The sequence below is a fragment of the Pseudarthrobacter sp. BIM B-2242 genome, assembly GCF_014764445.1.
GTDB lineage: Bacteria > Actinomycetota > Actinomycetes > Actinomycetales > Micrococcaceae > Arthrobacter > Arthrobacter luteus_A.
In genome coordinates this window covers 2802253-2815956 of sequence record NZ_CP061721.1, presented here as the reverse complement: position 1 = coordinate 2815956, position 13704 = coordinate 2802253, and the positions used below count along the sequence as shown (strand labels likewise).

Sequence of the window (13704 nt, the reverse complement as noted above, 5' to 3'; positions counted from 1 at the left end):
GCGTGGGCTCCGGCGGGCACTGCCGGGATGGGAGAATAGGGGCATGACTCGTTCCGATGCCCTCTTTGCCCGTGCCCAGACCCTGATGCCCGGAGGCGTCAATTCGCCCGTCCGGGCTTTCGGATCGGTAGGAGGGACGCCGCGGTTTATGGTCTCCGCCAAGGGACCGTACCTGACGGACGCCGACGGCACCGAGTACGTTGACCTGGTCTGCTCCTGGGGGCCTGCGCTCCTGGGTCACGCCCACCCGGCCGTCCTCGAGGCTGTTCACGCAGCCGTGGACCGCGGCCTGTCCTTTGGCGCATCCACCCCTGACGAGGCCAACCTCGCCGCCATCGTGCAGGAGCGCGTGCCTGCGGCCGAGCGCGTGCGGATGGTGTCCACCGGCACCGAGGCCACCATGACGGCGGTCCGCCTGGCCCGCGGCTTCACCGGCCGAAACCTCATCATCAAGTTTGCCGGCTGCTACCACGGCCATCTGGACGGGCTGCTGGCCGCCGCCGGATCGGGTGTTGCCACCCTGGCGCTGCCGGGCTCGGCCGGTGTAACCGAAGCCACGGCCGCGGAAACACTGGTCCTCCCGTACAACGATCTTGCTGCAGTCGAGGCTGCGTTCGCCGCCCACGGACCCAATATCGCCGCCGTGATCACCGAGGCCGCGCCGGCCAACATGGGTGTAGTGACACCGGGGGAGGGCTTCAACCTGGGTCTGTCGCGCATCACCCGCGAGCACGGCGCCCTGCTGATCGTTGATGAGGTTCTGACCGGTTTCCGCACCGGCTACTCAGGCTACTGGGGCCTGACCGGCGGCGCGCCGGACGCGGCCGAGCCGTGGACCCCGGACCTGCTCACCTTCGGCAAGGTCATCGGCGGGGGAATGCCGACGGCGGCCCTGGCCGGGCGTGCCGACGTCATGGACTACCTGGCGCCCCTCGGCCCGGTCTACCAGGCGGGTACGCTCTCCGGTAACCCCGTGGCCATGGCGGCAGGCGTTGCCACCCTGACGCACGCCACCCGCGACGTCTACTCGTTTGTGGACGCCCGCTCCCTGGAGCTGTCCTCAGCCCTGTCCGAAGCCCTTGACGGGGCCGGGGTGGACCACTCCATCCAGTTCGCCGGGAACCTCTTCTCCGTTGCCTTCGGTACCTCTGCCACCGGCGTCCACAACTACGCTGATGCGCAGGCCCAGGAAACCTTCCGGTACGCGCCGTTCTTCCACTCCATGCTGGACTCCGGTGTGTACCTGCCGCCGTCCGTCTTCGAAGCCTGGTTCCTCTCAGCTGCCCACGACGACGCCGCCATGAACCGGATCTTCGATGCACTCCCGGCCGCCGCAAAAGCCGCCGCAGCCGCACAAGCCTAGGGCCGCCGTCGGGTATACCCCGCCTGGCTAATGCAAAATCCCCGGCTCCCGGACAAATCCCTGCCTCATGCGAGGGGGATAAGTCCGGGAGCCGGGGATTTTCTGTAGCGGAGCCTAGAGGACGTCCGAGAGGAAGCCCCTGAGGCGGTCCGTCTCGGGGGCGCTGAAGATTTTCTCGGGAGGTCCCGATTCCACCACCACGCCAGCGTCCATAAACGTCACGGTATCGGAGACGTTGCGGGAGAAGCCCATTTCATGGGTCACCACCACCATGGTCATGCCGCCCTTGGCGAGATCGGTCATGAGTGCCAGGACGCCCTTGACCAGTTCCGGGTCCAGTGCGGAGGTGGCCTCATCGAAGAACATCACCTCCGGTTTCATGGCCAAAGCGCGGGCGATGGCGACACGCTGCATCTGGCCACCGGAAAGGTTGGCCGGCCGCACGTCCGCCTTGTGCTTGAGTCCCACCAGGTCCAGCTGCTCCAGGGCTTCGGCCCGGGCCTGGTCCTTGGGCAGCTTGCGGAGCTTGCGCAGGGCCAGGCTGACGTTCTCCACCACGGTTTTGTGCGGGAAGAGGTTGAACTGCTGGAACACCATGCCAATGCGCTGGCGCAGCTCGTCCGGATTGTCCTTGAGGACGGACCGGCCATCCAGCAGGATGTCGCCCTGGTCGGGTTCGATCAGCCGGTTCATGACCCGCAGCAGCGTCGACTTCCCCGAGCCGGAGGGGCCGATGACCGAAGCCGTGGTGCCCTTCTCCACGTGGAGGTCGATGCCGCGGAGAACATGGTTGTGCCCGAACGAGAGGTGCAGGTTCTTGCCGGTCAGGGTGCCGGAGGTAAATTCCGTCATGCGTGGGCTCCCTTGCCGATAGGTGCTGCCAGTTCGTCCGGTTCCTTCTTCTCCGGCCGGCCGGTGCGGAGCCGGTTATCGATGAAGTTCACGAAGTGCGTCAGCGGAACGGTCAGGATCAGGTACAAAATGCCCGCGGCCACCAGGGGGGAGAGGTTTCCGGTGTTGGCCATGGCGTCATTTCCGATCCGGAAGATCTCGCGGTCCGATGACGCCAGCCCCAGCATAAACACCAGCGATGAGTCTTTCAAAAGCGAGATGAACTGGTTCACCAGTGCGGGAAGCACGCGGCGGATGCCCTGCGGCACCACAACCAGCCGCATCGAGTTTCCGTAGCTGAAGCCCAAGGCACGGGAAGCCTCCAGCTGGCCTTTCTCCACGCTCTGGATACCGGACCGGAAGATCTCACCGATGTAGGCGCCGGCGATCAGGGTCAGCGCCAGGATGCCCAACGGGTACGGGTTACGTGAACCGGTGAGTTCCCGGGCGATGGGGCTAAGCCCGATACCGATCACCAGGATCACGAGAATGGCCGGAAGCCCCCGGAACAGGTCGGTGTAGATCCTCGCCGCCCAACGGGCTGCCGGATTCCGCGAAATACCCATGAGGGCCAGGAGAAGGCCAAGCAGGGAACCGAGGACGCCTGACGCCACCGCCAGGATCAGGGTGTTGGGCAAGCCCACCATAAGAAGGGAGGGAATGACCTTGGCCATTTCTTCCCAGTTGAGGAACGTATCACCAAGCTGCTCCAGGAGATCCATAGAGGATGAGGCCCGGGTCAGCTCTGGGGAACCGAAGCAGCCTTGCTGCCCGGCTTCCAGTCGGCGGGGGTCTCGCGGTCCGGGTACCACTCCTTGGTCAGCTTGGACCAGGTGCCGTCAGCAATAACAGCGTCCAGGCCCGAGTTCAGCGCGTCAATGAGCGGCTGGTTGTCCTTGGCCACGGCGTAAGCCGTGAAGTTCTGGGTGTTGACCACAGACTCGGCGATGACGGTGCCGTCGCCTTCCTTGACCTGGCCGGTGGCCTGCTGCGACGGGGCTACCCACGCATCGATCTGGCCGTTGCGCACGTTCGCGTAGACGGTGGCGTAGTCCGGGAAGCGGACCGGCTCAAGCTTGAGGGTGTTCGTGACGTAGTCGTCCTGGACCGTGCCCTGGACAACGCCGATGCGGACGTCAGCATTGAGGTCCTTGAAACCCTTGACGTCGCTGTCGGTCTTGGCAACCACAGCCATGAAGCCGAAGTCATAGCCGTTGGTGAAGCCCACGTTGGCGCGGCGGGCGTCCGTTGTGGAGATCGAGGAGGATCCGACGTCGAACTGCTTGGTCTGCACCTGGGAAAGCAGGGCCGAGAAGTCAGTGGCGACGAATTCAACTTCGAGGCCCAGCTTGCCGGCAATGGCGCGAAGCAGCTCGTTGTCGTAGCCGGTGAACTTGCCGGAGGGGTCGATAAAGATGTTCGGCGGCGCGTCGGAGAGCGTGCCCACCTCGAGCTTGCCGTCGGTGTTCAGGCCAAGCTTCGTCTTGTCGATCTGGTCGAGCGGGGTGACGTCGGCGGTGGTGTACCTGTCCAGCGTTTGCTGGTCGCTGCCGGCGAGTGCATCGGTCGGTGTGCCGCTCGGCTCAGCGGTGCCCGTGCCGCAGGCGGCCAGCGATACCGCCAGCGCCAGCGCAACGGGAACGCCGGTCAGCCACTTCATGGCTTTAGTCTTCATGAGGTAGTCACTTTCATCTGAGTCATAAGTTCAACCGGGCCGAAAGGCTGCGCGTGGAGCGCCTGGAGCCTTGCTCCCAGGATGCAGACCGGCCGGGAGCGGGAATACCGCAGAACATAATTATCTCATTCCCGCGATTCCGGCGTCTTTATCGAATAACGCAAGGAAATATCGGCATGATCGCCGAATTAGTGATGTACTGAAAAGCGGTGTGAACGTCAGGTGAATGGATGTTGTCCATGACATCGAATAGCGCGGTTTGATGCAGGGCCCCTTGAAGTCCGCGCGAGCGTGTGAGTTAGCTCTCCCTAAAAATCTCCGCGGCTGGCATCCTCCGGGGGAAGGACCGGCCATTCGCCTTCAATGACGGCCGTGGGCTTGGTCTTGCGCAGGTAGTTCTGGAAGTCTGCCGCCTGGCTGACTGCCCAGTCCTTTTGCATCTCGTGCAACTGGCTGGCCGGCATCTTGAGCTTAGGGAACTTGATGGCCATGGCGTCCAGCATCCGGAGCGTGGCCAAGGCATCGGCCGCGGAGGTGTGCGCGTTGTCCAGCGTGATGCCGTATTCCTCGCAGAGCGCGGTCAGGGTGCGCTTGCCCTTGCGGTAGCGGTCTACCTGTTTGTTCATGATGTAGGGGTCCAGCACCGGAAACCGGGTGAGCTGGCGGACGCCGTACCGGGCCGATTCAGCGGCCAGGACCGTGAAGTCGTAACTGGCATTAAACGCGATGACCGGAACGCCGGCGTCGAACAGTTCCTGCAGAACGGTCGCCAGCTCGCCGGTTACTTCGTGGGCAGGGCGCCCCTCCCGCTGAGCCTGTTCGGTGGTGATGCCGTGCACATCGCTGGCCTCGGTGGGAATTTCAACCCCCGGATCGGCAAGCCATTCGTGTTCCTTGATGACGTCGCCCTGGTGGTCCACCACCGTCACCGACGCCGTGACGATCCGTGCGGCCCGCGAATTGCGTCCGGTGGTTTCGAGGTCGAAGGCTGCGCGGGGGAGGGTGTTCCAAGTGGTCATGCTTCAACGCTACCGGCCGGCACCGACAGGACCCGGCAGCGCCACTGCGGCTAGTCTGGATCCATGCGGATTGAGTACGTCGAGGCGGTGCTGGCGGTGGTTGAGCTGGTTCCGCCCGGGAGCGCACTCGCGTACGGCGATGTGGCCGAGCTGCTGGGATCCGGCGGTCCCCGGCAGGTTGGGCGCGTGATGAGCCACTACGGCAGCTCCGTACCCTGGTGGCGCGTCCTGAAATCCAGCGGGCACGCCCCCGAAGGTCATGAAACCGAAGCCCTCCGCCACTACCTGCAGGAGGGGACGCCGCTCCTCGGCCATCCCGATGAGTATCTTCTGACAGGCGAAGGGCGCTGGCGGGTTGACGTCACCGCGGCGCGCTGGTCGCCGACTGATGACGATTTCGACCGGATTGATGCAATTGCCGAGCACCTTGAGCTGCGCCTTCATCGATTGTCAGTGGCTGATGATGGAATGTCTGTGTGACCGTAACAGCTTTAGATCTTGATCCCGCCGGCTACCCCCTTGGCGAGGCCCGTACGGGGTTCCATCCGGGAGGAGCCGGGGGCACGGGCCTCCGGCTCCTCCCGCCCAGGCAGGTCCATGCCGAGGTTCCGGTGCTGTCCATTGACCAGCGGCAGGCCGTCTCCGTGCCTCACGGCTCGGGACCGGTGATGGTCCCCGGCGCGCCCGGAACCGGCAAGTCCACCGTTCTGATCGAAGCTGCCGTTCGCCGTGCCGTGCAGGACGGGGTGGATCCGGAACGGATCCTGATCCTGGCGCCGGGCCGTCTGGCCGCGGACTCGCTCCGGGACAGGTTTACCGCAAGGCTGGACACGAGCCTGAGCACCACACCGGCCCGGACGTGGGCTTCCTACGCCTTTGACCTGATCCGGCGGGCCAAAGCGGAGGGTATCCTGCCGCTCCCGCGGGCGCCACGGCTCCTGTCAGGCCCGGAACAGGACCTCATCATCCGGGAGTTGCTGGAGGGCCACCGGATGCCCGGTCTCGAACTTCCGTGGCCCGCTGATCTGGAAGCGGCCCTGGAAACGCGCGGTTTCCGGCACGAAGTGCGCCTGCTTTTTGACCGGATCATCGAATCCGGCCGGACAGCAGCCGATCTCGAGGAACTCGGACGGCAGTGTGCACGGCCGGACTGGATCGCCGCCGCTTCCCTCTATTCGGAGTACCGGGATGTCCTGGACCTGCGGATGCCCGAAGCATTCGACCCCGCGGGGATCATCACCACCGCCCGCCAGATTTTCCAGGACGAGCCTGGCTTCCTGGCAGCCGAACGCGAACGCCTGCAGCTGGTACTGGTGGACGATATGCAGGAGGCAAACCCCGCCGTTTTTGAACTGCTGGCTGACATTGCGGCCGGCAAGGACTGCTACGTTGCGTTCTCACCGGACACCGTGGTGCAGGGCTTCCGCGGAGCCAGGCCGGACCTCGTCGCTGACCTTCCTCGGCTGCTGTCGCCCGGGTCCGGCGTCGTGGAACGGCCGCTGTGGCACACCCACCGGCACGCTCCCGCCATTGCCGAGGCCTGGCTTGGAGTGGCCAGCCGGATCTCACAGCGCGCCGGCGGGCAACTGGCCCGGCGGCTTGAGCAGCCCGGTTCCGCGGATAACGCCCCGCACGCCGGAACCGCCGCCGTCGAACGTTCCGCTTCCGGAACCCCGGCGGCTGCCGGAACGGTGGAAGCGCACCTGGTCCCGTCCCCGGTCCATGAGCTGCGGTACGTGGCCCAGCGCATCCTGGACCAGCACGTCAACCATGGCCGCGACCTTGCGGAGATCGCGGTGATTGTCCGAAACGGCGGACAGCTCAGCGAGCTGCAGCGGTACCTTTCGGGGCAAGGGATAGCGGTGCGCGTTCCGGTTGCCGAATCTGCGGTCCGTGACGAAGTGGCGGTGCGTCCGCTGCTGGATGCGTACGCCATCGCACTTGACCCCGCGCTGCTGACGCCGGAGGCCGCCGTCGCGCTGCTGACGTCCCGGATCGGCGGCGCGACGTCGATCGAACTGCGCCGCCTCCGGCAATCCCTGCGGCGCGAGGAGCTGCAGGGCGGGGGCGGGCGTACCAGTGATGCCCTGTTGGTTGAGGCGCTCCTGGAGCCGGGTGCGCTGGTGACCCTGGGCGTGGAGGGCAGGTCCGCACGGCGCACCGCCCGCATGATTCAGGCCGGACAGAACGCCGCGGCCCGGCCCGGCGCCAACGCAGAGACCGTGCTCTGGGCCCTCTGGCACTCCACCGGGCTGGCCAATGCGTGGACTGAATCCGCCCTGTCCGGGGGTTCTCACGGGGCACGGGCAGACCGCGACCTGGACGCCATGATGGCACTCTTCCACACCGCCGAGCGGTACGTGGACCAGATGCCGGGCGCCGGCCCTGAGCAGTTCCTCGAATACCTCCTGAACCAGGAACTGCCCATGGACACGCTCGCCGCACGGGCACAGGTGGATGACGCCGTGGAACTGATGACTCCGGCGAGTGCCGCCGGACGGCAGTGGCCCGTCGTCATTGTGGCGGGGCTGCAGGAAGGCGTCTGGCCCAACACCCGGCTCCGCGGGGAGCTGCTGGGCAGCAGCCTGTACGCAGACGCCGTGGAACACGGGGTCAGCTACGCGTTGCAGCTCGACCCCCTGAGCCGGCTGCGGGAAATCCGCTACGACGAACTCCGGAGCTTCTCCACCGCCGTTTCCAGGGCGGAACAGCTCCTGATCTGCACGGCTGTCTCCTCGGAGGACGACCAGCCGTCGTCCTTCCTCGATTATGTGGCGCCGCTGGAACCCGGGCAGGAGGGCCGGGGATTCACTCCGGTGGAACGCCCCATGACGCTGCGTGCACTCGTGGCCGAGTTGCGCCAGTACGCCCAGCTGGACGGAAAGTTCGAGCCGGAAGCCGCCGAGGCCGCCAGGGTTCTTGCGGGATTGGCAACGGCAGAGCCTCCCGTACCCGGAGCCCACCCGGATACGTGGTGGGGGCTGCTGCCGCTGAGCACGTCGGAGCCCGTGGTCCCCAACGGCGGGACGGTCTATGTTTCGCCCTCCAAGGTGGAATCCGTGCAGAAATCTCCGCTTGACTGGTTTGTCCAGGCTGCCGGGGGCGAGGCCGCCACTGATTTCGCCCGCAGCCTCGGAACATTGGTCCACGCCATCGCACAGGACCTGCCGGAAGCTTCCGGCGGGCAGTACGTCGAGGAACTCATCCGTCGCTGGCCCTCGCTCGGGATGAAGGACAACTGGGAAGGCAAGCTCGACTTCCAACGGGCCGAAACAATGGTGCGCAAGCTCGCCCAGTACGTCCTGATAATGCGCAGCGAGGGCAGGAGCCTGCTGGGCGTCGAACAGGATTTCGAGGTACGCCTGCCTGACCTCCCGCCCGTGCCGGCCGTCGAAACCACAGGTCCGGGCGCAGGAACCGCCAGTCCGGGCGCAGAAACTGCGGTGCCCGGGACCGGTATCGCTGACTTCCGCCACCCCGAACCCCGTGCCGCGGTCCTTCGCGGGCAGGTAGACCGGCTGGAGATCGACAGCGAAGGAAGGCTGGTCGTGGTGGACCTGAAAACAGGCAAAAGGCAGCCTGGCAAGACAGAGTTGTCTCGCCACCCGCAGCTGGGGGCCTATCAGGCTGCCGTCCTGGCCGGCGGTTTTGGGGACGCCCCCGGCATGGCCGCTGCTGCCGCGCCGGGTACCGCCGGGCCGGGCGCAGCGGAGCCGGGTGGTGCTGTGCTGGCACAGCTGGGCACCACAACGAAGAGCCCCGGAGTCCAGCAACAGGAACCGCTGGACCCGCAGGAAAACTGGGCGCTGGACATGGTCAACGATGCGGCCGCGCTGATGGCCGGCAACAGCTTCGAGGCGAGGCACGATCCCGCGAAGGGCGGCCACGGCGGTCATGGCTGCCGGCTCCCGGAGGTCTGTCCGCTCTGCATCCGCGGAAAGCAGGTCACGGAATGAGCCTGCAGCCTCCCGAGCCCCTCTTCAGCCCGGAACGGCTGTCGGCGCTGTTGGGTGAAAAGAACACTCCCACGCCCGAACAGTCCGCCATCATCTCTTCGCCCCTGGCACCCCGGCTGGTGATCGCCGGAGCAGGTTCCGGCAAAACCGCCACGATGGCCGACCGCGTGGTGTGGCTTGTCGCCAATGGGTGGGTCAGGCCCGAAGAAGTCCTGGGTGTCACGTTCACCAGGAAGGCTGCCGGCGAACTTGCCACAAGGATCCGGGCGAAACTGGCTGCGCTGCAGCGCATCGCGGCCCAGGACACCGGGCATGCCGTCTTCCCGGCGGGTCTGCTCAGCACCGACGCCCTGGAGCCCAAGGTGTCCACATACCACTCCTTCGCCAGTGGAGTCGTGTCTGATTACGGGCTGCGGCTCGGCGTGGAACGGGACGTTGTGCTGCTGGGCGGTGCCCAGGCGTGGCAGTTGGCCACCGAGGTGGTGGAAGCGTTCGACGGCGACTATCGCCACTTCAAGGCGGCAAAGTCCACACTGGTCAAGGCAGTCATCCAGCTGGCGGGCGAGTGTGCGGAGCACCTGCAGGAACCGGCCGGCGTCGAGTCCTGGCTGATGGCGCGGCTCGAGGAATTCGAGGGGCTGCCGTACGTGGCCGGTGCCGCCAAAAACGGACCCCAGGCCGCCGGCGAACTGGCCGCCATGCTGCGTACGCGGGCCAGCGTCGCGGACATGGTGGGGCGCTACACGGCAGCCAAGCGGGCAAGGGGAGCCCTCGACTTCGGGGACCTCGTGGCGCTCGCCGCCCGCGTGTCCCGGGAGGTTCCTGTGGCCGCCGAAATGGAACGCCAGCGGTACAAAGTGGTGCTCCTGGACGAATTCCAGGACACGTCCTATGCCCAGCTGGTGTTGTTCTCCCGCCTCTTCGGCGAGGGCCATGCCGTCACGGCCGTGGGAGACCCGAACCAGTCGATCTACGGTTTCCGCGGTGCATCCGCCGGACAGCTGTTCCACTTTGTCCGCGAATTTCCCGTCCGTCTGGAGAGCCCGGAGGGCGGGGACGGGCAGGCCAGGTTCCAACTGGCGCCAACGTCCTACCTCACCACGGCCTGGCGCAACGGCAGGGCGATTCTCTCCGCGGCCAACATCATGTCAGAAGCCCTGGGCAGGGCGGAGGCGCTCAAGGCGCCGGCCGGCACAACTCCGGAAGCCGCAACCGTGCCCCCGCTGCAGCCCAGCCCGTTCGCGGTGGAGGGCCAGGTGGTGCTGGGCCGCTTCGGTACCGACGTGGATGAAGCCACGGCCCTGGCCGGGGACGTCCTGAAATACCGGATCACGGACTTCGAACGCGAGGCGGACGGGACTCCGGTTCCGCCTGCCCTTGCGGTGCTTTGCCGGCGCCGGGCCCAGATGGAAACCATCCGTCGCGAGTTCGAATCGAGGGGAATCGCCTACGAAATTGTGGGACTCGGCGGACTCCTGGACACCCCCGAAATTGTTGACCTCGTGGCCACCTTGCGTGTGTTGGCAGACCCGGGGCGGTCGGACTCGCTGATGCGCCTCCTTGCCGGAGCCCGGTGGCGGATCGGCCCCGCAGATCTGATGGCGTTTCGCGACTGGTCCAGCCAGCTTGCGCGCCGCCGCGGACATCTGGCGGAGGCATCGTCTCCGGATGGCGACAGCGGGGAGGCTGCCGATGACGCCGTTATTGAAAGCGACCTGACTGACGGGGCCAGCCTGGTGGAGGCGCTCGACTGGCTGCCACGTGAAGACTGGGTCTCCGCCAACGGCCGCGCCCTGACCATCGAGGCGCGCGAACGGCTCGCGAGGCTGTCGGCTGAGCTCAGGCAGCTGCGCGGGTACCTCGGCGATGACCTGACCACTTTGCTGGGCGAGGTGGAACGGGCCATGCTGCTCGACATCGAAGTGGCGGCCCGCCCGGGTATCAGCATCCATCAGGCCCGCCGCAACCTGGACGCGTTCCAGGACGCGGCGGCCGGCTTCCTGCGGACTTCCCACCGCGTGGATATCCTCGCGTTCCTTGCCTGGCTCGAAGCTGCCGCCGCAGAAGAGAACGGCCTTGAAGCGCCGCCGCCGGATATCAACCGCGAGGCCGTACAGCTGTTGACCGTCCACGCCTCAAAGGGTCTGGAATGGGACGTTGTTTTTGTCCCTGGCCTGAATGCCGGCGCCTTCCCCAGCAACAAGGACTCCCGCTGGAGCAGCGGCTCGGCCGCACTGCCGTGGCCCCTTCGCGGGGACCGCTCGGACCTGCCCCAATGGGATACCGACCAGCCTGACAAAAAAGGCTGGCTGGACGCGGAGAAGGACTTCAAGGCAGCGGTCCAGGTCCACGGTGAAGGTGAGGAACGACGCCTCGCGTATGTGGCCTACACCAGGGCCAAACACGTGCTGTGGGTTTCCAGTGCAGCCTGGGTAGGGTCCCGGGCCGGCCGCGCGGAGATGTCGCCGTTCCTGGCTGAGCTGGAGCGGCTTGTCGCTCCGCTGCAGGGTGGCAACCCGGTGAAGGGTGGGAACCCCGCCGGTGCCGTTGTGCACCCCGCGTCGGTGGAGGAAGCCTCCTTGCCGGAGAAAAGCCCGCTGACCACCGAGACGGAGCTGGCCGGGTGGCCTTATGACCCCCTCGAAGGCCCGGCCGATCCCCGGACGGGTGAACGCCTGCGCACTGTCCCTGGCAGGAGGCTTGCCATGGAGGCCGCGGCGGCACGTGTGCTGGCCGCCATGGAGGCCGGGCGAATCGGCGCGCAGGACAGGGCGCTCCGGGGGCATGCCGCCGACTGGGCCAGGGAGGCTGCCCTGCTGCTGGAACGCCGGTCCCGCCGGGCAGGCGGACAGGACGTGCACCTGCCAGGCCATATCTCCGCGTCCACCCTGGTGGACCTGGGTGAAGACCCCGGGGGAGTGGTGAGCCGGCTGAGGCGGCCGGTGCCCCGCGAGCCGGGCATGTCCGCCCGGAAGGGCACTGCCTTCCACTCCTGGGTGGAGGAATACTTCGGCACCGCCGGGATGCTGGATCTTGGCGAGGCCCCGGGGTCGGACCACCACATCGACGCCGCTTATGACCTCGATGCAATGGTGGCCACGTTCAAGGCCTCGGAGTGGGCCGACAGGTCACCGGCGTTTGTTGAAGTTCCGGTCGAAACCCGAGTCGGGGACGTGGTGGTCCGTGGGCGCATCGACGCCGTCTTCCAGGATGCAGACGGCCGCTGGGACCTTGTGGACTGGAAAACCGGACGCCGGCCCTCCGCATCCCAGCTGCGCGCCAAGTCCGTCCAGCTCGCCGCATACCGGCTCGCATGGGCCCGGCTCAAAGGCGTACCGGTCGACGAAGTGCGTGCCGCATTCTTCTATGTCGCGGATAACCAGGTGGTGCGGCCGCACGATCTGGGTTCCGCCGAAGAACTGGAACTGATCGTGGCGGCCGCCCTCGGACCTAGTGTTTCCTGACGTCCACGATGCTGATCGCCGCGGTGGAGGTGTCTTCGGCCGCTGATTCGTCAGCGGCCGAAACCGCTCCAGCCGGCATCGAATCCGCCGGGATGGGGCTTACCTCGACGGCGGGCCGCGCCGGAGCGGACTCCAGCCCCGCGATGGATGCCCTCGCGCCAGGCACGGCCACAGGCACCTTAGGTACAGCCACCTCAGGTTCAGCTACTTCAGGTACCGGCACCACCGTGACCGCCGGTACTGGAGCTACGCTCACGGCAGAGACAGGTGACGCGGCAACTCCCGGTGCCAGGGTCACAGACGGTACGGGGTTCACTGCCGCCGACGGCCCGGCGTCGGCCGTTAAACCGGCCGCGGCAGGTGCCTTGCCCGGCAGCGGCTCAACGCTGATGGCCTGCCCGCCGTGTTCTTCGACGTCGGCCGCGAGGGTTTCGAGCATGCCTTCAGCTTCGGCGACCATGTCACCGTCAGCGGCCGCAATGCCCTTGACGAGGTATTGGGCGAGGGCGAACTCAGCGGACAGCGCGGCCCGGCGCAACAGGTGCTGGTCCGGAGCATCCCGGCGGTTGTCGGTATAGCTGGCCAGAACGGCGTCCACGAAATCCTGTTCATTGGAAGCAACCAGCCACGCGAAGTCGTCTGCGGGGTCGCCGATCCGGAGGTCGGTCCAGCCGGTCACCGCCGTGACGCGGCTGCCGTCGACCAGCAGGTTGTCCTCATGAAGGTCGCCGTGGACAACGCTCGGGTTGAACCGCCAAAGGGAGACGTCCTCCATGGCATGTTCCCAGCGGCGCAGCAGCGAAGCCGGAATCTTTCCGGTGGTGGCCGCCTGGTCCAGTTCGTTCAGCCTGCGCTGACGGAACTCGTTGGGGGTATAGCTGGGGAGGTCGGCGTTGCTGACCAGGGACCGCGGAAGATCATGGATTGCGGCCAGCGCGGTACCCACCTCCTTGGCGAGTGCGGCCGGGCCGGCGGTCAGTTCCTCAACGCTGCGCGTGCTGCCCGCCAGGTGCGAGTAGACGAACGTGCTCAGGCTGCCGAGGCGGACACTTCCCGCCACAGTGGGCATCAGGAAGGGCAGTTCGGCCCGGATGGCCGGGGCGAACGCCCGCAGGACCAGGAACTCGGTTTCGAGCCGTGCGCTGGCCTCCGCATGCCGGGGCGACCTGACCCGCCAGCGCTTGCCTTCTGAATCAAGGAGCAGGGCGGAGTCGAAATCCGCGGGGTCGTCCGCGGCGGAGCTGACGGCGGTGGGGGTCAGCCCGGGGACTGCCGCGGTTGCTACGGCTGCCAGTTCGATCGGTTTTCTTCTCACCGTTCCACGGTAGATTGGCTG

General features: G+C 66.7%; 9 protein-coding genes. 4 read left to right on the top strand and 5 right to left on the bottom strand.

Translation table 11 applies throughout. The features are described from left to right. Positions 1–43 precede the first annotated feature (43 nt). The gene (gene hemL, locus IDT60_RS12880; protein WP_191079349.1) at positions 44–1363 is read left to right on the top strand and encodes a glutamate-1-semialdehyde 2,1-aminomutase; all 1320 of its coding nucleotides are present in this window, start codon (positions 44–46) and stop codon (positions 1361–1363) included. 114 nt (positions 1364–1477) lie between these two features. Here the strand turns inward: hemL and IDT60_RS12875 are convergent, their stop codons facing one another. The 4 genes from IDT60_RS12875 to IDT60_RS12860 form a co-directional block, all read right to left on the bottom strand. Beyond that, the gene (locus IDT60_RS12875; RefSeq protein ID WP_191079348.1) at positions 1478–2215 is read right to left on the bottom strand and encodes an amino acid ABC transporter ATP-binding protein; all 738 of its coding nucleotides are present in this window, start codon (positions 2213–2215) and stop codon (positions 1478–1480) included. Next, entirely contained in the window at positions 2212–2976 is a 765-nt protein-coding gene (locus IDT60_RS12870; protein WP_191079347.1) for an amino acid ABC transporter permease, read from the bottom strand. The genes IDT60_RS12875 and IDT60_RS12870 overlap by 4 nt, the downstream gene beginning before the upstream one ends. Positions 2977–2993: 17 nt before the next feature. Beyond that, on the bottom strand, positions 2994–3929 hold the full coding sequence (locus tag IDT60_RS12865; RefSeq protein WP_164198794.1) for an ABC transporter substrate-binding protein: 936 nt from the start codon (positions 3927–3929) through the stop codon (positions 2994–2996). Positions 3930–4237: 308 nt separating this feature from the next. Continuing rightward, the gene (locus IDT60_RS12860) at positions 4238–4948 is read right to left on the bottom strand and encodes a 3'-5' exonuclease (RefSeq protein ID WP_191079346.1); all 711 of its coding nucleotides are present in this window, start codon (positions 4946–4948) and stop codon (positions 4238–4240) included. 63 nt (positions 4949–5011) lie between these two features. Here IDT60_RS12860 and IDT60_RS12855 point away from each other — a divergent pair, with 63 nt between their 5' ends. The 3 genes from IDT60_RS12855 (at position 5012) to IDT60_RS12845 (ending at position 12368) form a co-directional block, all read left to right on the top strand. After that, positions 5012–5428 carry an MGMT family protein gene (locus IDT60_RS12855; RefSeq protein ID WP_191079345.1) on the top strand — a complete coding sequence of 139 codons (417 nt, stop codon included), beginning with the start codon at positions 5012–5014 and terminating at the stop codon, positions 5426–5428. A 131-nt stretch (positions 5429–5559) separates the two neighbouring features. After that, the gene (locus IDT60_RS12850) at positions 5560–8904 is read left to right on the top strand and encodes an ATP-dependent DNA helicase (protein ID WP_223883980.1); all 3345 of its coding nucleotides are present in this window, start codon (positions 5560–5562) and stop codon (positions 8902–8904) included. Continuing rightward, positions 8901–12368, top strand: coding sequence for an ATP-dependent DNA helicase (locus IDT60_RS12845; protein WP_191079343.1), 3468 nt, complete (start codon positions 8901–8903; stop codon positions 12366–12368). The genes IDT60_RS12850 and IDT60_RS12845 overlap by 4 nt, the downstream gene beginning before the upstream one ends. On the opposite strand, the gene IDT60_RS12840 is transcribed toward IDT60_RS12845, so the two are convergent. Then, positions 12355–13683 carry a macrolide 2'-phosphotransferase gene (locus IDT60_RS12840; RefSeq protein WP_191079342.1) on the bottom strand — a complete coding sequence of 443 codons (1329 nt, stop codon included), beginning with the start codon at positions 13681–13683 and terminating at the stop codon, positions 12355–12357. The two genes, IDT60_RS12845 and IDT60_RS12840, sit on opposite strands and share 14 nt — an antisense overlap. Positions 13684–13704: the final 21 nt, after the last annotated feature.